The sequence below is a fragment of the Rhodococcus sp. IC4_135 genome (assembly GCF_011602025.1).
Taxonomy (GTDB): domain Bacteria; phylum Actinomycetota; class Actinomycetes; order Mycobacteriales; family Mycobacteriaceae; genus Rhodococcus_F; species Rhodococcus_F baikonurensis.
This window is the reverse complement of the sequence record NZ_JAAOLG010000006.1, coordinates 178,328-196,968: the sequence shown is the minus strand read 5'-3', so window position 1 is coordinate 196,968 and position 18,641 is coordinate 178,328. Positions and strand designations below refer to the sequence as shown.

General features: G+C 63.9%; 18 protein-coding genes and 1 riboswitch. Of the genes, 14 read left to right on the top strand and 4 right to left on the bottom strand.

All coding sequences use genetic code 11. From position 1 onward, the window contains the following. Positions 1–41: 41 nt before the first annotated feature. The gene (locus G8767_RS14260) at positions 42–653 is read right to left on the bottom strand and encodes a heme-copper oxidase subunit III (protein WP_095969859.1); all 612 of its coding nucleotides are present in this window, start codon (positions 651–653) and stop codon (positions 42–44) included. Between the two features lie 127 nt (positions 654–780). Between G8767_RS14260 and G8767_RS14255 the strand changes: the two genes are divergently transcribed. Together G8767_RS14255 and trpD are read left to right on the top strand one after the other, a co-directional pair. Beyond that, complete coding sequence (locus G8767_RS14255; RefSeq protein ID WP_166810516.1) at positions 781–1,269, top strand: hypothetical protein; 489 nt, start codon at positions 781–783, stop codon at positions 1,267–1,269. A gap of 112 nt (positions 1,270–1,381) precedes the next feature. After that, on the top strand, positions 1,382–2,473 hold the full coding sequence (gene trpD, locus G8767_RS14250) for an anthranilate phosphoribosyltransferase (protein WP_095969860.1): 1,092 nt from the start codon (positions 1,382–1,384) through the stop codon (positions 2,471–2,473). An 8-nt stretch (positions 2,474–2,481) separates the two neighbouring features. Here trpD and G8767_RS14245 read toward each other — a convergent pair whose 3' ends face one another. Further along, positions 2,482–2,757, bottom strand: a complete 276-nt coding sequence (locus G8767_RS14245; protein WP_003941677.1) for an Lrp/AsnC ligand binding domain-containing protein — start codon at positions 2,755–2,757, stop codon at positions 2,482–2,484. Between the two features lie 78 nt (positions 2,758–2,835). Next, positions 2,836–4,596 (bottom strand): DEDD exonuclease domain-containing protein, encoded by a 1,761-nt coding sequence (locus G8767_RS14240; protein ID WP_166810515.1) that lies wholly within the window; start codon positions 4,594–4,596, stop codon positions 2,836–2,838. Between the two features lie 521 nt (positions 4,597–5,117). After that, a riboswitch (cyclic di-AMP (ydaO/yuaA leader) is annotated at positions 5,118–5,296 on the top strand. 14 nt (positions 5,297–5,310) lie between these two features. Between G8767_RS14240 and G8767_RS14235 the strand changes: the two genes are divergently transcribed. From G8767_RS14235 to G8767_RS14220, 4 genes are all read left to right on the top strand, one after another. Next, entirely contained in the window at positions 5,311–5,868 is a 558-nt protein-coding gene (locus tag G8767_RS14235) for a C40 family peptidase (RefSeq protein ID WP_003941754.1), read from the top strand. Between the two features lie 325 nt (positions 5,869–6,193). After that, positions 6,194–7,246 (top strand): C40 family peptidase, encoded by a 1,053-nt coding sequence (locus tag G8767_RS14230; RefSeq protein ID WP_166810514.1) that lies wholly within the window; start codon positions 6,194–6,196, stop codon positions 7,244–7,246. A gap of 74 nt (positions 7,247–7,320) precedes the next feature. After that, a complete protein-coding gene (locus tag G8767_RS14225) occupies positions 7,321–8,679 on the top strand; it encodes a hypothetical protein (RefSeq protein WP_296554664.1) in 1,359 nt (452 codons plus the stop codon). A gap of 106 nt (positions 8,680–8,785) precedes the next feature. Then, positions 8,786–9,913 (top strand): glycosyltransferase family 4 protein, encoded by a 1,128-nt coding sequence (locus G8767_RS14220; RefSeq protein WP_095969863.1) that lies wholly within the window; start codon positions 8,786–8,788, stop codon positions 9,911–9,913. A gap of 82 nt (positions 9,914–9,995) precedes the next feature. On the opposite strand, the gene G8767_RS14215 is transcribed toward G8767_RS14220, so the two are convergent. Next, positions 9,996–11,807 carry a long-chain fatty acid--CoA ligase gene (locus tag G8767_RS14215; RefSeq protein ID WP_095969864.1) on the bottom strand — a complete coding sequence of 604 codons (1,812 nt, stop codon included), beginning with the start codon at positions 11,805–11,807 and terminating at the stop codon, positions 9,996–9,998. Positions 11,808–11,966: 159 nt separating this feature from the next. Here G8767_RS14215 and G8767_RS14210 point away from each other — a divergent pair, with 159 nt between their 5' ends. The 8 genes from G8767_RS14210 (at position 11,967) to G8767_RS14175 (ending at position 18,597) form a co-directional block, all read left to right on the top strand. After that, the gene (locus tag G8767_RS14210) at positions 11,967–12,353 is read left to right on the top strand and encodes a polyketide cyclase / dehydrase and lipid transport (RefSeq protein WP_095969865.1); all 387 of its coding nucleotides are present in this window, start codon (positions 11,967–11,969) and stop codon (positions 12,351–12,353) included. A gap of 63 nt (positions 12,354–12,416) precedes the next feature. After that, positions 12,417–12,854, top strand: coding sequence for an SRPBCC family protein (locus G8767_RS14205; RefSeq protein ID WP_166810513.1), 438 nt, complete (start codon positions 12,417–12,419; stop codon positions 12,852–12,854). Continuing rightward, on the top strand, positions 12,855–14,105 hold the full coding sequence (locus tag G8767_RS14200; protein WP_166810512.1) for an ArsA-related P-loop ATPase: 1,251 nt from the start codon (positions 12,855–12,857) through the stop codon (positions 14,103–14,105). After that, the gene (locus G8767_RS14195) at positions 14,102–14,497 is read left to right on the top strand and encodes a hypothetical protein (protein WP_166810511.1); all 396 of its coding nucleotides are present in this window, start codon (positions 14,102–14,104) and stop codon (positions 14,495–14,497) included. The genes G8767_RS14200 and G8767_RS14195 overlap by 4 nt, the downstream gene beginning before the upstream one ends. A gap of 124 nt (positions 14,498–14,621) precedes the next feature. Continuing rightward, a complete protein-coding gene (locus G8767_RS14190; protein WP_020969875.1) occupies positions 14,622–15,662 on the top strand; it encodes an ROK family protein in 1,041 nt (346 codons plus the stop codon). A gap of 94 nt (positions 15,663–15,756) precedes the next feature. After that, on the top strand, positions 15,757–16,563 hold the full coding sequence (locus tag G8767_RS14185; RefSeq protein ID WP_166810510.1) for a lysophospholipid acyltransferase family protein: 807 nt from the start codon (positions 15,757–15,759) through the stop codon (positions 16,561–16,563). Between the two features lie 66 nt (positions 16,564–16,629). Beyond that, positions 16,630–17,121 (top strand): polyadenylate-specific 3'-exoribonuclease AS, encoded by a 492-nt coding sequence (locus tag G8767_RS14180; RefSeq protein ID WP_003941683.1) that lies wholly within the window; start codon positions 16,630–16,632, stop codon positions 17,119–17,121. Positions 17,122–17,211: 90 nt separating this feature from the next. After that, on the top strand, positions 17,212–18,597 hold the full coding sequence (locus tag G8767_RS14175; protein WP_007730070.1) for a 3-deoxy-7-phosphoheptulonate synthase class II: 1,386 nt from the start codon (positions 17,212–17,214) through the stop codon (positions 18,595–18,597). The last annotated feature ends 44 nt before the right edge of the window (positions 18,598–18,641 follow it).

Here is an 18,641-nt window from a genome sequence, read left to right as displayed (position 1 = left end):
ACGGAACTGGACGTCAGGGGCTGCCTGGGGCGTACAGCTGATTAACGGATGAAATAAATCGTGGCAAACAGCGCGATCCACACGATGTCGACAAAGTGCCAGTAGTACGAAACAACGATCGCGGCGGTGGCCTGGGCGGGCGTGAACTTGCTGACCCGGGTACGTGCGATCAAGAAGACGAAGGCGATGAGACCGCCGATGACGTGCAGACCGTGGAAGCCGGTGGTCATGTAGAACACCGAGCCGTACACGCTGCTCGAAATCGTGGTGCCCTCGTGCACGAGGTGGTAGTACTCGTAACCCTGGCCGGTGACGAAGAACGCCCCCATGACCAAGGTGATGGTGTACCAGCGACGAAGTCCGAAGACGTCGCCACGCTCAGCCGCGAAGACACCCATCTGGCAGGTGAACGACGATGCGATAAGCACCAAAGTCACCGGCACGGCCAGATACAGGTTCAATTCGGTTGGCTCCGGCGGCCAATTTCCGTTCGCCTGAGCTCGTGCCACGAAGTACATGGCAAAGAGCCCTGCGAAGAACATGAGCTCACTTGACAACCACACGATGGTGCCAACGCTGACCATATTCGGCCGGTTCAGCGAGTGCACGCGTTGGGTGATTGCCGATCCTGAAGTCCCTACTGCGCTCGTCACAGACAGAAGTATGACGCTTCGTCGTAAGAGACGACCACTCGGGTCCACCATCGGCGCGTCGCTCGGCTCGAGTTCGCGGGATCGGGCGGCGAACGCGCTGGTGGCGTGGTCGGAATATGCTGGCGCGATGGCAGCTACACACAAGAGTAGACCGTGGTTCCTGAGAATTTTCGGCACGAAGATTCCGACACCGCTCGATGCAGGGCGGTCGGATCTGGTCGTCGTCGCCGAAGGCTTCGACGACGCCGAGGCGAGCTCGACGGCTCTCGAACGTGCCGCCTCCACCGAGCCGGAGTTCATGGCGGAGTCCGAAGTGGTTCTGCGGCACCATCTCGACCTTCCGGAGGACTTGGTTGCCGATGCCGAGAGCATCGTCGCCCAGGACGGATACGTGCGAGGCGCGAGTCGGCCCGAGGACGTGGCTCGGGCGGTCGAGAATTCGGTTCGCGTCATCTTCGAGCGGGTCCAGGTGCTCGACGCGCTGCATTGCTCCCAGGAGCGTTCACGAATGGCCGGTCTGGCGCAGCGGCTCGGTGGTTCGGTCGCCGGGTGGGACGCGCTCCAGCCCCCGGTTCTCGCGGAGGCGCCGCCCAAACGCGGTCGCCGAAAGTCCTGAGCGGCCCTATTCGGTTTCCTCGCTACCTCACTGACTAGGCTGCGAGGGTCATCGACAGCTCGAAATGACAGCACGAACACAGCCCACATGGACGACAGGGGACCAAGGCACTATGGCCGGCACCGACGCAACCAACGCCGTGAACGTCGATTCGAGTGCAGTGGTGCGGTCATGGCCGATGATTCTCGGATTGCTCACGGACGGCAGTGACTTGTCGGAAGCCGACAGTCGCTGGGCGATGGGCGAGATCATGTCGGACAATGCCACCTCCGCTCAGATCGCTGCTTTCGGCGTCGGCTTGAAGATGAAGGGCGAAACCCCCGCGGAGTTGGAAGGGCTCGCCGCCGCGATGCTCGAACACTCCAGACGCGTGCCGGTTGATTCCGACGTCGTCGACATCGTCGGCACGGGTGGTGACCGCTCCAACACGGTGAACATCTCGACGATGGCCTCGATCGTGGTTGCCGCGTCCGGTGTGCGAGTCGTCAAGCACGGCAACCGCGCTGCTTCGTCCAAGAGTGGTGGCGCTGACGTGCTCGAGGCGCTCGGAGTTCGCATCAACCTCGGGCCGGAGCAGGTTGCGAGGTGCGTCGAAGAGGTCGGCATCGGCTTCTGTTTCGCGCCGGTCTTCCATCCCGCACTGCGCTTTGCGGCGGTACCTCGCAAGGAAATCGGCATCCCGACGGCATTCAACGTGCTCGGTCCGCTGACCAATCCGGCTCGTCCGCGTGCCGGGCTGATCGGGTGCGCATTTCCGAAGCTGATCTCGGTCGTCGCGGGAGTCCTTGCGCAGCGCGGTAATTCGGCGTTGGTGGTGCGTGGCGACGACGGACTCGACGAACTGACCACATCGACGACTTCGACGGTTCACATCGTCGGGGGTGGAAGTGTGCGAACTGTCACGCTGGATCCGCGTGACCTCGGAATCGACCGCGTTCCTCTCGAAGAGTTACGCGGAGGAGACGCCGACATCAACGCCACCGTCGCCCGAACGCTGCTGTCCGGGCAGAAGGGGCCGGTCCGAGACGCGGTCTTGCTGAACGCGGGAGCGGCTATCGCGGCGTTCAACGGTGTCGGTGACGATCTCGAGGGTGCGATCTCGGCCGGGATGACTGCAGCCGCTGCCGCGATCGACAGCGGCGCGGGCGCTGAACTGCTTCACAAGTGGGCGGCGCTCACCGCCCAGCTGGCCGACCAAGCCTGATCGACGGACTATTCACCCAGAGAGAATCCGGCCTCGACGTCTGCGCTGGAAAATGACTGGAAGGCAATGTGTGTGGCGGTTCGGAGAACGCCGGGCACCTTGTTGATTCCTCCGGTGACGACGTCGGCGATCTGGGCGTGGTCACGTACCTTCACGATGGCGATCAAGTCGACGTCACCTGCGCACGAGTAGACCTCCGTCACCCCGGACAGGTCGGCGACGGCCTGCGCGGTTTCCGGGATCCGAGCGGACTCGGCGTGAATCATGACGATGGCGTTGATCATTTCTCTCCTCGATTTCCCGGTGGGTTGTGATGACCCGGTGGTTTCGATCGAGCTTAGGGGTGCCGTCCCCTCGTTACGTCATCGATGTTCGGATTCGGTACCGGCCCGCGCGAGTCGGCACCAGGCTTCCCACTTGCCGGCGCCGCCTACAGGTTCGACGTAGCCGGACGTCGCCGACACGATTCGGACACCGTCCGACGCGAGCCACCGTGCGATCAGTCCCAGTTCTTCGGGTGACGCGCCGCGAAACGGTGCGTCGTCCGGTAGGACGGTTTCGGCCGCCGCGGTGATGGCGTCGACGACGGGCATCGGGTGAGTCCCACGTCTGGCGAGCCCGGCCGACGCGAGACGCCCGGAACGGATCACCGACAGCTCCCAGCCGCCGTCCCCGGTGGGTCGGGCGAGTACGAGTTGTTCGATCGCAGCGACTGCGGCGAGTCGCTGAGTGCGCCGCACCGCGGTAGCGACTGCGACCGTTCGGTCACGCAGACGAGCAGCATTCTCGAACAACGCGTGTGCGGACAGCTCGTCTATCCGGGCCTGCATCTGTCGAAGGGGAGCGTCGTTGGTTCCTCGGAAGAAACCACGCACGGCCTCAGGGGCGGCCGCGTAGTCCTCTGCGTTGATTTCCGGGGTCCAGGAGGCCGGACACGCCCCCAGCTCACGAGCGGGGCAGTCAGGGCCGTGAACGGCGCCGCGCCCGAGACGCTTGGTACACGTGCGCAGACGACTGAACTCTGCGACGGTGTCCGCGACCTCGACTGCGTCGGCGCGAGAGGTGAACGGGCCGATCGAATCGGTCGTGGGCGTGCGAACCACGGACAGTCTCGGAAACGCCTCGTCGGTGAGGGTGATCCACCAACCTCGCTTGGGAAACTTGGAGCGACGGTTGTACGGCGGTGCATGCGCGCTCAGCAGTCGTAGTTCACGCACCCCGGCTTCGAGAGCGTGCGCGCACTCGACATGGTCCACACGGGTGGCCAGCGCGACCATTTCCTTCATTCGGCCGCGGGTCTCCGAACCGGTGAAGTAGTTGCGGACGCGGCGTCGAAGGTCGGTAGCAGTTCCTATATAGAGGGCTTCGTCGGAAGGACCTCGGAAAAGGTAGACACCGGGGCTTCGCGGCAGATTTGCGGCGAAGGACCGTTTGGCCCGCTGATGTGAGGAAATGTTGGGCAGGTAGTCGACGAGTTCGCTGTAACTGTGGACGCCTTGGTTCCCGACTCTGTCGATCAACCCGTGGAGGACATCGACTGTCGCACGCGCGTCGTCGAGCGCGCGGTGCGTCGGTTGGGTGGTTACCTGGAAGAGGTGGGCGAGTGCGGAGAGTTTGACCGAAGGCGCCTCGTCGCGTGTGAGCACGCGCCTGGCGAGCTTGACAGTGCACAGCACACGGAACGCAGGCCACGGGCGTGCACTGCGTGACGCCGCTGCTTTGAGAAAGCCGATGTCGAAGGGCGCGTTGTGTGCCACCAGCACCGCGCCCTCGGCGAATTCGAGAAAAGCTGGTAGGACATGTTCGATGGGAGGTGCGCCGATCAGCATGGCCGTGGTGATTCCGGTCAGTTCGACGATGTACGGCGGAATGGACCGGCCGGGATCGACGAGGGTTGCCATTTCACCGAGTACCTCGCCACCGCGGATCTTGACGGCGCCGATCTCGGTGATGGAGTCCTGGTCGGCGCTTCCACCTGTGGTCTCGAGGTCGACGACGACGAACGTCGTCTCGCTCAGCGGTGTGTCCAGCTCGTCGAAGCTCAGTTGCCGCCCGACGTCGACTTTCTCCCCGTCGGAGAACGGGGGCGGAGACGGAAATTCTCGGGCCGAGGCGGGACTCACATCGCAGACAGTAGAAGGACCCCCCGACAGGAATTGGAGAATGCCGACGCGGAATCCGGCTCACTCCGACTTCCATTGCGAAAGCAGCGGATCGGCCCCCGACAAAAGTATGAGAGACGAGGATCACACTTGCGGTGGGAACTCGCGAATGCGGACTCCTGCCTACTTGCCGGTAGGGCGATTCGGAGGGCCTTTGCTGCGTTGATCGGTGGCTGACTTCGCGCCCGTGAACGGAACAGGTTCTAGTTTCAAGTAATTGTCGTTGAACTGCGCGGAAGATCGGATTGTCGGGTTTGGTGAGCCTTGGCAGTGGGTAACGGGTGCACGTTTGCGGGCCGAGGGTGGGGCGCCGAACCGACCTGTTGTTATCTCCTCGTGACCCGCCGGGCGTATCGCGGGCGCGGCACCACGTTTTCCGGCGAATCGGGCGCGATTGTCACGAAGCGGTCGACATCGTCGCGATCATTTCGTAACCTTCCTGAGACCTAACGAAGTCTTGCCGGACCAAACAGGACCGGCATCGTCAGGAACCGCCTAATCGGGATCTCCGCGAGGAACCCGAACCGGGAACCCAAGTTTCCACTGGGGTGAATCCCGCCTGGGGTGCAGCACGCAGGATCGCTGCAGACCACGCGGGTAGGGCTGATCTTCCCAGCCCGAACCCGTCAGCTAACTCGGTCGGCGGATGAATGGAAGAAATGGAGCACCCCTTAAGTGGCGTCACAGAGTTTCAAGCGTTCAGCGCAGTTGGCGGTAGCCGGCGCGCTCGCAGTCGGAGCATTCGCTGCAACCGCTGCACCTGCCTCGGCAGACCCCATCACCATCCCCGGCGTCGGCACGTTCGAGGTTCCGGGTGTTTCTATTCCTCAGTTGCCGGTCATTCCGGGCATCACCGACATCGCACCGGCTGCACCGGCCGCTCCCATCTCCAGTGTTGGTGAGCAGGCAGTTCGCGCCGCAGAGAGCAAGCTGGGCTCCCCGTACGTGTACGGCGCAGCCGGCCCGGACGCATTCGACTGCTCCGGTCTCGTCCAGTGGGCATACAAGCAGGCCGGCCTGAACCTGCCTCGCACGAGCTACGACCAGGCTGCAGCCGGCGTTGCCGTCGCACAGTCCGATCTTCAGGTCGGCGACGTGATCTCCTTCTACGGCGGATCGCACTCGGGCATCTACGCCGGCAACGGCAATGTCATCCACGCGTCGACCGCTGGTCAGCCCGTGAAGCTCGCTCCGGTGTCCTCGATGCCGTACGACGGTGCTCGCCGTTACTGATTTCTGATCACGCTCGACGGCTGTCTCCGGTAGGCAGTCGGAACGATCCGCCGCTGCAAGGCGGCGGAGCTCGGGGGGAGCTCCGGATCTTCGAATGTGGGCCTCGAATCTTCGATTCGAGGCCCACATTTCTGTTTCTCGACAATTCGCCAGGTACTTCACCCCGACACGCCTACCGGCGAGTAGACACAAACGTATGCCGTTCCGTAACCTTATCGAGACATTACGCGGGCGAGACAGGTACTGTAGATAGTTGACAGCCAGCTAACAGATCGTCGACCGGTCCCGGTCGACGTCGCTTCACCGAGACGGAGAGTTGCATTCCGTGGTTTCATCGAAAAACAACAGTCGAGTACGCGCCGCAGTGACAGTGGGAGTGCTGGTGTTCGGACTCGTCGCAGGGCCTTCGATGCAGGCCGGTGCCGACCCCGTCATCACCAACCCGACCGAGGCACTCGACAAGCTCGGTGAACTCTCCCGGGTATCCGAGCAGACCAACGAAGCGCTGCACAACGCGCAGATCGATCTCGACGCGAAGCTGGGCGTCGCCAACGATGCGGACGCGCGATCGGCAGCCGATCAGGGTGTTCTCGACGCGGCTTCGGCACGTGTCGCCGAATTCGCGCCGGCGGTAAACCGCATTGCCACAGCGAATTACCAGGGTGCACGAACCAATCGCCTCTTTGCGTTGATGGTCAGCGATTCGCCGCAGCAGTTGCTCGACCAGATGTCGGCGCTCGACGTGATTTCCAACGACGCGGCAGTGCAGGTCTCCCAGTTCAACGAAGCCACTGCCGCTGCCCGTGCGGCCTCGGAAGCATCGAAGCGCTCGGCCGAAGAAGCGCGGACCGCCGCCGATCAAGCCCGCGCACTCAGTGACGACTTGCAGCGCAAGCAGAGTGAACTGCAGACGCAGATCGCCGATGTGACCAAAGCGTTCCAGAACCTCACCGACGACGAGCGTAACCAACTGAGCGGTACGCCGTTCCCTCCTGACGTCGATCTCAGCAAAATTCTAGCTAACCTTACGCCCGGCTCCGGTGCTGCAGCGCTTCAGGCAGGCCTCACGCGGATCGGTGACCCGTACGTCTGGGGCGCGACCGGCCCGAACGAGTTCGACTGCTCAGGTCTGGTCGTGTGGGCCTACAAGCAGATCGGAAAGACTCTGCCGCGTTCGAGCCAAGCGCAGGCGCAGGGCGGTGTACCGGTGTCGCGGGATCAACTACAGCCCGGTGACGTCGTGACTTTCTACAGCGACAACTCGCATGTCGGTATCTATGCCGGCGACGGAAACATTCTGCATGCGTCGACGTTCGGCGTGCCGGTGAAGGTTCAGTCGATGGCAGGCATGGAGTTCTCCACTGCGCGTCGTTACTGACGGCTTGCTGCGCCCGAGCGGCGTGTGGCCAGCCGCCGTGAAGCGTCGAGTCGAGTTCTCCTACACTCGGCACCGTGCCGACTGAACCGATGACGACGCCCGACGTCGGCGCAGATCGACCACGCCGATGGGAGTATCCAGCACTCGTGGCGCTCGGCGTAGCCGTGGTGCTCGTTCTCGGTTTGACGATCTTCCTGACGAACAGGTCCGATTCCGACGAAAGTGCGGCCAGCGAGCAGGACGCCGAACGAACCGCGCAGGTACAGGCATTTCTCGACGCATGGGCTGCATCGCAGATGTCCGACGATCCGTCGGGGCTGGCGAAGTTCGTCGACAATGCTGCCGCACCCGGTGTGCTCGAGGCGGAAATTCGACGAGCCACTGCAGCGGGAGCGCTCGATTTCTCCGACTGGGGATACGAGATCCCCAGCGGCGGCCTGACTCCGGCGCCGCGAACCGGTGCACCGGACGGAGACGTCGAAGTCTGGAATGCGCAAGTTCTGTTTCGGTACGCCCTCGACGGCGTCGACGCATTGCCCACTCGCAAGGCAGTGTCCATGACGCTCGCGAAACGCGGCGATCAGTGGTCGGTTCTTGCGGACGGGTCGATCGTCGGACTGGACGGCGCCCGAACGGCAGGCGAATCCTGGAACGGCCCCTGGGACTTCGGCCCGCTGGCCGTCGCCGAAAACACCGCGCGCAATGCACTCGTGATCGGTCACCCGGGTCAGCAGGCGTTCGTCGACGCTTTGGCTGCAGATGTGGACTCAGCCATCGAGAACACAACGCAGTTGTGGGGGCCGTGGTGGTCCGAGCGCGCGGTGCTCATGGTGGCGGGGTCCTCGGAGGAATTCACCGCACTGGTCGGCTCTCATCACGACGGCGCTTCGATTGCCGCAGTGTCGGTCGCGGATGCAACGACGGACGGGTCTTCCGACGTGAGCGGCCAGCGGGTGGTCTTCTCACCCGCCGCGGCTTCGAGGTTGACCGACATCACCAGGCGAACGGTATTGCGCCACGAACTCATGCACATAGCCGCCCGATCGAAAACCCGTGACGGGTCGCCGATGTGGGTGTTGGAAGGGTTCGCCGAGTACGCGGGAAATCGTGGATCCTCGCGGGCCTGGGGTGAGATAGCGCCGACTCTGGCAGCAGCGGTCCGTGCCGGCGACACACCGACGGAGTTTCCGGACGACACACAGTTCGGCGGTGTCCCGGTTGTGAGTTCGCTGGCGTACGAATCGGCGTGGTCTGTCAACGCGTATATCGCCGATCGATTCGGCGAGGCCAAGCTGACCGACCTCTTTCGCGCCCTCGCTTCCGGAAAGATGACGGCCGAAGATCTCGACTCGCGAATCCGAGCGGTCCTGGGCGTCGGAACCGAGGAACTGCGACTCGGATGGGTCGACTGGACCGACAGCCATCTGGGCTGAGTAGTTCGCGGCTGGTCGACAGCAGCGGCAGGGTGACCTTGTCATGTCTCGAAGCGCAGCGTGCCCTTGTCACGTCTCGAAGCGCAGCGTGCCCTACGGTGGACGAATGCGCCGGACCCTCTTGGTGACCAACGACTTTCCTCCTCGCCCCGGAGGTATCCAGTCTTATCTCCACACGTTCGCCGGGCATCTGCCGCCGGACAAGTTGGTGGTGTACGCACCGCGGTGGCGGGGCGACTCGCACAAGAAGTTCGATGCGGCACAGCCTTTCGAGGTCGTTCGGCACCCGACGACACTGATGTTGCCGTCGCCCTTCGTCGCTCGTCGGGCTGCGAAGCTGGTCAAGAAGCACGACTGCGAGTCGGTCTGGTTCGGTGCGGCAGCGCCGTTGGCGTTGTTGGCGCCGGTTGTTCGGCGCGCCGGAGCGAGCCGAGTGATCGCGAGTACTCACGGCCACGAGGTCGGATGGTCGATGATTCCCGGTGCGCGGCAGTCGTTGCGTGTGATCGGTGATCACACGGATGCGGTGACGTTTGTCAGCAAGTACACCCGTGGGCGGTTCTCGGCGGCTTTCGGCCCGCAAGCGGCGCTCGAGCACCTTCCATCCGGAGTGGACACGTCGGTGTTCCACCCGGACTCGGTTGCCCGTGCAGAACTGCGTAAGCGATACGGGTTGGGAGAGCGGCCCACGATCCTGTGCCTGTCGCGGCTCGTGCCACGCAAGGGGCAGGACATGCTTATCAAGGCGCTGCCGACGATTCGGAAGAGCATCGACGGAGCAGTGCTGGTGATCGTCGGCGGTGGACCGTACGAGGACCATCTCCGTCAATTGGCGCGCAAGACCGGGATGGACGATCACGTCGTCTTCACCGGCACGGTGCCTGCCGCAGAGTTGGCGGCTCACCACACTGTTGCCGACGTCTTCGCCATGCCGTGCCGCACCCGAGGCGCCGGATTGGACGTCGAAGGGCTGGGAATCGTCTACCTCGAGGCCTCGGCTACCGGTGTGCCGGTCATCGCCGGGCGCAGTGGTGGCGCTCCGGAAACCGTGCAGCAGAACAAGACCGGGCTCGTGGTCGACGGCACCTCTGTTCGTGACGTCGCCGAATCCGTGATCGAGGTGCTGTCCGATCGTGATCGAGCAGCCGCGATGGGAGCAGCCGGCCGGGCGTGGGTTGCCGAAGAATGGAAGTGGGACACGCTCGCTTCGAAGCTGCGTAATCTCCTCGGCTGAGTTACCGGGACTCGAACGCGAACGGCCCGCACCGAATTCGGTGCGGGCCGTTCCTGTCGGCAGAGGACTGATCGACGAAAGGCTACTTGGCGTAGATCTTTTCGATGTCGGCGGCAAAGCTCTCGTGCACGACGTTGCGCTTGAGCTTCATCGTGGGCGTGAGTTCGCCTGTGTCCTCGGAGAAGTCGACCGGAAGAATGCGGAACTTCTTGATCGCCTCGGCGTGTGAGACGAGCTTGTTGGCCTCGTCGATGGCGTCCTGGATTTCGCCGACCAGTTCGCCGTCCGAAACCAGGTCGGCAGCTGTGGTTCCCGCGGCCTTGTTGTTGCGCTCGTTCCAAGCGGGAAGAGCTTCGGCGTCGATGGTGATGAGGGCGCCGATGAAAGGCTTCTGGTCGCCGACCACGATGGCCTGGCTGATCAGTGGGTGGGCGCGAAGGGAATCTTCGAGCTGAGCGGGGGAGACGTTCTTGCCGCCCGCCGTGACGATGATTTCCTTCTTGCGGCCGGTGATGGTGATGTAGCCGTCCTTGTCGACGGTGCCGAGGTCGCCGGTGTGGAACCAGCCGTTCTCGATCGACTCGGCAGTCGCCTTCTCGTTGCGCCAGTAACCGGTGAAGACCACCGGTCCCGAGAGGAGGATTTCGCCGTCTTCGGCGATGCGAACGGAGTTGCCGGCCAACGGCTTTCCGACCGAGCCGACCTTCTGTGCGCCGATGGTGTTGACGGCGAACGCTGCGGTGGTCTCGGTCAGTCCGTAGCCCTCGTAGATCGTGACGCCGATACCGCGGAAGAAGTGGCCGAGTCGAGCGCCCAGAGGTGCACCACCGGAAATGGCCAGCTGGCACTGCCCGCCGAGTGCAGCGCGAAGCTTCGAGTACACGAGCTTGTCGAAGAGAGCGTGCTTGGCCTTGAGAACGATGCCGGCGCCGCCCTTGTCCTGCGCCTCGCTCCAGGCAACAGCGGTGTCTGCGGCCGCGTCGAAGATCTTTCCCTTGCCGTCGCCGTGCGCCTTGGCACGTGCGCTGTTGTAGACCTTCTCGAACACTCGCGGCACCGAGAGGATGAAGTCGGGCTTGAACTCGCCGAACGTCGGAACGAGGTTCGGGATGTCGCTCGTGTGCCCCAACGTTGCACCGGCGTCGAACGACGCGATGCTGACTGCGCGAGCGAGAACGTGCGCGAGCGGCAAGAACATCAGGGTGCTGACGCCGGGAGTCTTGAGCAGCGTGCCGAGGTTGGAGTCGAGGATGCCCTTCGACTCGGCAATGAGGTTGGAGTGCGTCAGCTGGCAGCCCTTGGGTCGGCCTGTGGTGCCCGACGTGTAGATCAGGGTCGCGGGATCGGATGCCTTCAGTGCAGCGACGCGGGCGTGGACGTCCTCGTCGGAGATGTCGGCGCCCAGTGCGGTCAATTCCTCGACAACACCTTTACCGCCTGCCGCGGCATCGATCTGGTAGACCGTGCGCAGCGCGGGTGCCGCTGCAGCGACGTCCTTCACGGTCGCGGCATGCGCGTCGTTCTCGACGATGAGGTCGATTGCTTCGGAGTCCTCGAGAATCCAGCGAACCTGCTCGGCTGCGGAGGTTTCGTAGATCGGAACCGTCACGCCGCCGGCCGCCCAGATGGCGTAGTCGACGAGCGGCCATTCGAAGCGAGTCGCCGACATGAGGCCGACGCGATCGCCCTGCTTGACTCCGATCGCGATCAGGCCCTTGGCGACGCCAGTCACCTGAGCGGCGAAATCGCCTGCAGTGACATCGACCCATGCATTTCCGACTTTGCGCTTGTAGACAACCGCCGCCGGCTTCGTCTTCGCGAAGGCGAAGACCGAGTCGACCGCGGAGGCATCCTCGGGAATGGTGAACGTCTGGGGTGCGCTGAACTCAGGCACGAAATACCTCCGACACTGCGAAATACTGACGAGTAGGGTTTTCGTCTCCTACTGTAGTCGCATGTCCGACGCAGTTGTGGCCAGGCTTACAGTCTGTCCGGTATGTAGTGTTGCGACACCCCTCGACGCTTCGCCGACGCGATATGTGAAGCTACTTCGGTGAGCAGCATTCAGGTCGCAGACCAGACTTTCATCGCCGCCCCGCCCGAGCGGGTCGCCGAACTGTTGTCCTCGCGCGCGCAGTGGCGTCGCTGGTTCAGTGATCTTGCGCTCGAAGTCCGGGAAGATCGCGGTCCCGCGGGATTCCGGTGGGGAGTATCCGGTCAGTTGGTCGGCACCATGGAGGTGTGGCTCGAACCGGTGATGGACGGGACGATCGCGCACTACTTCCTGCACTGTGAACCGGTCGGCGTATCACCGTCCGATCTGGCGAACCTCGACCTCGCCGGGATGAACCGCAAGCGTCGGGTCGACGGCAAGGTCATGTCGTTCCAGCTCAAGCGCGAACTCGAAGCGGGACGCGCCGCCGGCGTAGCACCGGACTGATAATCGAAGCAGTGAACGTTGTGCAGGTTCTGGACTCTTGACGAAGGAAGGTAGCGCAGTCGTATGGCCGAGAAGACCAAGGGGTTGATCAGCATCGACGCTCCTGCCGACGCCGTGATGGACGTCATCGCCGATTTCGAGCGATACCCCGAATGGGTGGCCGCGGCGAAGTCTGTCGAGGTGACGGCGCCGGGGCAGAGCGGCCGCGCGGACCGAGTACGTTTCGTCCTCGACGCGGGGATGGTGAAGGACACCTACGAACTGCAGTATTCGTGGGCACCGGACGGTATGGCGGTGAGTTGGGAGCTGATATCGGGTGAGATTCAGAAGTCCCAATTCGGTTCGTACACACTCGAGCCCGGCCCGAACGGCACCACGTCGGTCACCTACGAGTTGACGGTCGACCTGACGATTCCGATGATCGGTCTCTTCAAGCGGAAGGCCGAGAAGATCATCACCGACACAGCTCTGAAGGAACTGAAGAAGCGAGTCGAGGGCTGAGTGCCGGAGCAACGATCGCGCGTCCAACTGTTCGTCGGTAAAGGTGGAGTAGGCACGACGACGCTTGCCGCGGCGACGGCTGTGTCGGCGGCGACCTCCGGGGCCCGAGTGCTGCTGGTGTCGATCGATCAGGCAGGTTCTCTCGCGGATGTCCTGGGCGTGCCGAATCCGCGAACGACTACACCTCTCACCGAGCGCCTCGACGTCCGGCAACTCGACACGTCAGCGCTCCTCGAGGACAAGTTCCGAGGATTGTCGGGCTTGATCGATGCTGCAGGAACTTTCGGAGCGGGAGATCACGAACACGGTTCGTCGTTCGAGGGGTTGGAACCGGAAGAGTTGACGGGATCCCTGGGAATCCAGGACATGCTCGGGCTCGCCGAAATCGTCGACTTCTCGGACAGCGGTGACTACGACCTCGTGATCGTGGACTGTCCGGCTGCAGCCGAAGCGCTGCGGATACTCGGTTCGCCGTCGATGGTGTCGGAGTATCTCGAGCGATTGTGGCCGCGGCACAGGCGGATGGTCGCTGTGACGGGTACGGACATGCGGTTGCTCTTACTCGTGTCCGTTGTCGAACGTGTGCTCGCGTCGGTGGATCGAATCGCGACTCACCTCTCGGATCGCGCGAACACCAGCGTGAGTGTGGTGACGTCGGCCGACGGCGTGTCGGTCGCGGCGACTCGTCGGACGTTGTCCGGGCTGGCTCTTGCCGGTCTGCGAGTGGACGGGATTGTGGTCAACAACCTTGTCCCGCAGTTCAACTCGCCGGCTGGGAAGGCGGTCGACGATTCGCCGGCGGCGCGGTGGCTCGCTTCGATCCAGGCGTCACAGGCGCTCGTCGTCGACGAATTGCGTAAATCAACCGATGGAATGTCCGTCACAACGGTCGAACGCGTCTGCGCCGAACCGGTAGGGTTGGCCGCTCTGGGCGAGATCGCGGCCACGTTCGAGGGTGGAACGGGCACGGATTCGGGCACCGTCGGCACCGCGGACAACATCGTGGTGTCCTTGGAGTCGGGGACCGGAGTCGATTCGGTGTACGTGATGCGGATGTACTTACCGCTCGTGGATCCGTCGTCGTTGTCGTTGGGCCGGGTGGAGGACGATGTGCTGGTGGGAGCAGACGGCGTACGACGCAGAGTTCGTTTGGCGTCGGTGCTGCGTCGTTGTGTCGTGAACGGGGCGGAGTTGGACGGCAGTTACCTGATCATTCGGTTCAGCCCGGATCCCGCGGTGTGGCCGGTATGAGCGAAGAGCACGAGCGCCTCGTCGCGGAATTTCGCGCGCTGGCGGAAACCGTTCTGACGCGCCTGGAACCGGTGTTGCTCAAGGCCGCAGCAGCGACGGCCGATGTTGCGAGTGACTCGGCGTCAGCGGACACGCAGCCGGTGTTCACCGGCTGCAGTTGGTGCCCGGTGTGCGCCCTCGCTGCACTGGTTCGCGGTGAGCACCACGAACTGTTGGCATTCCTCGCGGGTCAAGCAGCGGTATTCCTTGCGTTGCTTCGCGAGATTCTCGAAGAGTTTCTCGGGGGGCCGTCAGGCCCCGATCGTGGACCGGACGGCGGCCCGACGGCGCCGGGTGCGGAGCGAACTCGGACTGCGGCATTTGTCCCGATCAACGTGACGGTCAAGGACTGACTTCGTACCCCGGGTAGAGCGAACGGTCCGCGATGAGCACAATCGACACAATGGTCACCGACGCACGAGGCACCGATACAGGGTGCGCACTCCAGCGGGCGACGCTCGCGCGGGAATTGTCGCGATGAGCGCGCGCCGCTTGAAAGCGGTCTCCGACTCCACCATGGACGACATCTTGACGGTCGGCATCGACGTCGGCGGGACGAGCATCAGAGCCTCCGTCGTGGACGTGGACGGACAAGTGCTCGAGATGATTCAAGCCCCGACCCCGCAGTCGGCCAGGGCACTCGAAGACGGTCTCGATCGCGTCGTGCGCGAATTGGTCACCAGGCACGAGGTGTCGGCCGTGGGCTTGGCGGTCGCCGGCTTCATCACCTCCGATCGAAGCTCGGTACGGTTCGCGCCGCACTTGCCGTGGGTGGACGCGCCGGTCGGAAGTGACCTGAGCAAGCGACTCGGGCTGCCGGTCGTGCTCGAACACGACGCCAACGCAGCAGCCTTCGCGGAGCACCGATTCGGAGCGGCTGCCGGGGGCCGAAATGTCGTGATGGTGGCAATCGGGACCGGAATCGGTGGTGCGCTGCTGATCAACGGTGAGTTGTACCGGGGGAGTCACGGCGTCGCCCCCGAACTGGGCCACATCCAGGTCGTTCCGGGCGGGCGTCAGTGCGCGTGTGGCAAACGTGGGTGTTGGGAGCGCTATTGCAGCGGAACGGCGCTCGTCGACACGGCCATCGAGCTGCTCGCCGCCGACCCCGCCGCGTCGACCGTTCTGGCGCGTGAGGTAGCGGTGGATCCAGGTTCCCTCACCGGCCGCCGGATCGCGAACGCCGCGCAGGACGGTGACCCACTCGCGCTGGCAACCATCGCCGAGTTCACCCGTTGGCTGGCCGTCGGACTCGCCATGGTCGGTGACGTCTACGATCCCGATCTGGTGGTGATCGCCGGTGGCGTCGCGAGTTCTGCCCCACTGTTTCTCGACGACGCCCGTGAGCAGTACGCGACATTGCTGACCGGGGCGAAGCACCGACCACTGGCCCGAATCCGTTCCGCTCAGCTGGGCGAAGCGGCGGGCATGGTCGGCGCCGCCGCTTTGGCCCGATCGGTGGTGCCTCAGGATCTCGGTGGGGTCGACGGCGCTGGAACCACGTCTGCCGGACTGTGATCGGGTCGATCCTGCAGGGGCGTGTGTAGCGGGGGTTACGGGTCGGCAGTAAGGTCGTACTCAGCGAAATTCAGCTGTGAATGGGAGGGACGCCGTGTGGTATTGGCTCTTCAAGTATGTGTTGCTGGGGCCGATTCTCTGGCTGCTCGGGCGTCCGACGGTCAAGGGTCACGAGAACATTCCGACTGACGGGGCGGCCATCCTGGCCAGCAATCACCAGGCGGTTCTGGACTCGTTCTACCTTCCGCTTCGCGTCAACCGACGCATCACGTTCCTTGCCAAGAGCGAGTACTTCACCGGTTCCGGTCTCAAGGGCGCATTCCAGAAGTGGTTCTTCACCGCGGTCGGACAGGTCCCCATCGACCGAACCGGCGCGGACGCAGCGCAGGATGCGCTCAACGCCGGTCTCAAGGTTCTCGGTTCGGGCAGTCTGCTCGGTATCTACCCCGAGGGAACGCGTTCGCCTGACGGTCGCCTCTACAAGGGCAAGACCGGAATGGCGCGCCTCGCGCTCGAATCGGGCGTCAAGGTGATCCCGGTTGCGATGGTCGGTACCGACAAGATGAATCCGATCGGCTCACGGATGTGGCGTCCGGCCAAGGTCACCGTGATCGTCGGCGAACCGATCGATTTCTCCCGCTTCGAAGGCATGGGCGGGAACCGCTTCGTCGAGCGCGCTGTGACCGACGAGGTGATGTACAAGCTGATGAAACTCTCCGGCCAGGAGTACGTGGACATCTACGCGGCCAGTCTCAAGAACCAGGCACCCACGAAACCCGAAGCTGCCGTCGACGTTTCGGCGGAAAGCAGCGAGTCGGTTGTCGATCTCGTGGCCTCGGCCGAGTCCAAGGAATCCGCGAAGACCGACAAGGATTCGCTCCCGGACGCACAGGCCAGCTAGAGATTTCCCACACCTGCCGCACGCGCATTGGCCCCAGAGCCTGCGCGTGCGGCATAGTTTTCGGACGTGCGCTACTTCTACGACTGCGAATTCATCGAAGACGGTCGAACCATCGATCTCGTGTCCATCGGCGTCGTCTGCGAGGACGGCCGTGAGTACTACGCGGTCTCGACCGAGTTCGATCCTGCCCGCGCCGGTAGTTGGGTGCGCAAGAACGTGCTGCCGAAATTGCCGCAGCCGTCGTCTCCGCTGTGGAAATCACGCGAGAAGATCCGCGACGATCTCTTGAAGTTCTTCGTTCCGCGGCCGATGGTCGTTCCGGAGCTCTGGGCGTGGGTCGCCGCCTACGACCATGTCGCGCTGTGTCAATTGTGGGGCGATATGACCGAACTACCGCAGTCGATGCCGCGGTACACCCGCGAACTCCGACAGTTCTGGGAAGACAACGGCAGTCCTGCCCTCCCGTCAGCGCCCGCCGACGCACACGACGCACTTGCCGACGCCAGGCACAACCTCGTGAAGTTCGACGCGATTTCGGCAGCTCGTTCACTTCGCTGACCCAGGTTTCGGTGCGCGGGAAGTGTCCCGATTGGGCTGCGATCGAGAGCCTGTGTGACGCGCCGGCGGGCGAGCGAATATCCTGTAGAGGTGAACTGGACTGTCGACGTGCCGATCGACCGCTTGCCCGAACTCCCGCCGCTGCCTGCCGGACTGCGTAAGCAGCTCGACGAGGCGCTCGCGAAGCCCGCTGCTCAGCAGCCCTCGTGGCCCGCTGACCAGGCGGCCGCCATGCGGACTGTGCTCGAGAGCGTGCCTCCCATCACGGTGGCCAGCGAAGTCGAGGCGCTGCAAGAGCGTCTCGCGCAGGTCGCGCGTGGTGAGGCGTTCCTGCTCCAGGGCGGTGACTGCGCCGAGACCTTCGCGGACAACACCGAGCCGCACATCAAGGGAAACATCCGCACGTTGCTGCAGATGGCCGTCGTCCTCACCTACGGTTCCTCGATGCCCGTCGTCAAGGTTGCTCGCATCGCCGGCCAGTACGCCAAGCCGCGCTCTGCCGACATCGACTCGCTAGGTCTGAAGTCCTACCGCGGCGACATGATCAATTCGCTCGTCGCCGACGAGGCTGTCCGCGCCCACGATCCTTCGCGTCTGGTGCGTGCGTACGCCAACGCCAGCGCCGCGATGAACCTCGTCCGCGCGCTCACCGGTGCCGGCATGGCCGATTTGCACAAGGTGCACGACTGGAACCGCGAGTTCGTCGCGGCCTCGCCCGCCGGTGCACGGTACGAGCAACTCGCTGCCGAGATCGACCGCGGCCTGCAGTTCATGAACGCGTGCGGCGTCACCGATCCGAGCCTGCACCAGGCACAGATCTTCGCCAGCCACGAGGCACTGGTTCTGGACTACGAGCGTGCGATGCTGCGTCTCGACAACGACAGCGACCACCCCAAGCTCTACGACCTGTCGGCTCACTTCCTCTGGATCGGCGACCGCACCCGTCAGCTCGACGGCGCGCACATCGCCTTCGCCGAGTTGGTGTCCAACCCGATCGGCCTCAAGATCGGTCCGAGCACGACGCCGGAAATGGCGGTGGAATACGTCGAGCGTCTCGACCCCACCAACAAGCCGGGTCGACTGACTCTGATTTCGCGCATGGGCAACGGCAAGGTCCGCGACCTGCTGCCGGCGATCATCGAGAAGGTCCAGGCCACCGGCCACCAGGTCATCTGGCAGTGCGATCCGATGCACGGCAACACCCACGAAGCCTCCACCGGATACAAGACGCGCCACTTCGACCGCATCGTCGACGAAGTTCAGGGCTTCTTCGAGGTGCACAACGGTCTCGGCACGCATCCAGGTGGCATCCACGTCGAGCTGACCGGCGAGAACGTCACCGAGTGCCTCGGCGGCGCACAGGACATCTCCGACCTCGATCTCGGTGGTCGCTACGAGACGGCTTGTGACCCGCGCCTGAACACCCAACAGTCGTTGGAGCTCGCCTTCCTCGTGGCCGAGATGCTGCGAGGCTGACACTGCGGTCCGGCGAATCTGATTCGCGACGCTGATTTTTCAGT

Coding starts and splice junctions, on each gene's coding strand:
- trpD (WP_095969860.1), top strand. CDS start 1,382: ATGGCCGGCACCGACGCAACCAACGCCGTGAACGTCGATTCGAGTGCA.
- G8767_RS14195 (WP_166810511.1), top strand. CDS start 14,102: ATGAGCGAAGAGCACGAGCGCCTCGTCGCGGAATTTCGCGCGCTGGCG.
- G8767_RS14205 (WP_166810513.1), top strand. CDS start 12,417: ATGGCCGAGAAGACCAAGGGGTTGATCAGCATCGACGCTCCTGCCGAC.
- G8767_RS14190 (WP_020969875.1), top strand. CDS start 14,622: ATGAGCGCGCGCCGCTTGAAAGCGGTCTCCGACTCCACCATGGACGAC.
- G8767_RS14255 (WP_166810516.1), top strand. CDS start 781: ATGGCAGCTACACACAAGAGTAGACCGTGGTTCCTGAGAATTTTCGGC.
- G8767_RS14220 (WP_095969863.1), top strand. CDS start 8,786: ATGCGCCGGACCCTCTTGGTGACCAACGACTTTCCTCCTCGCCCCGGA.
- G8767_RS14245 (WP_003941677.1), bottom strand. CDS start 2,757: ATGATCAACGCCATCGTCATGATTCACGCCGAGTCCGCTCGGATCCCG.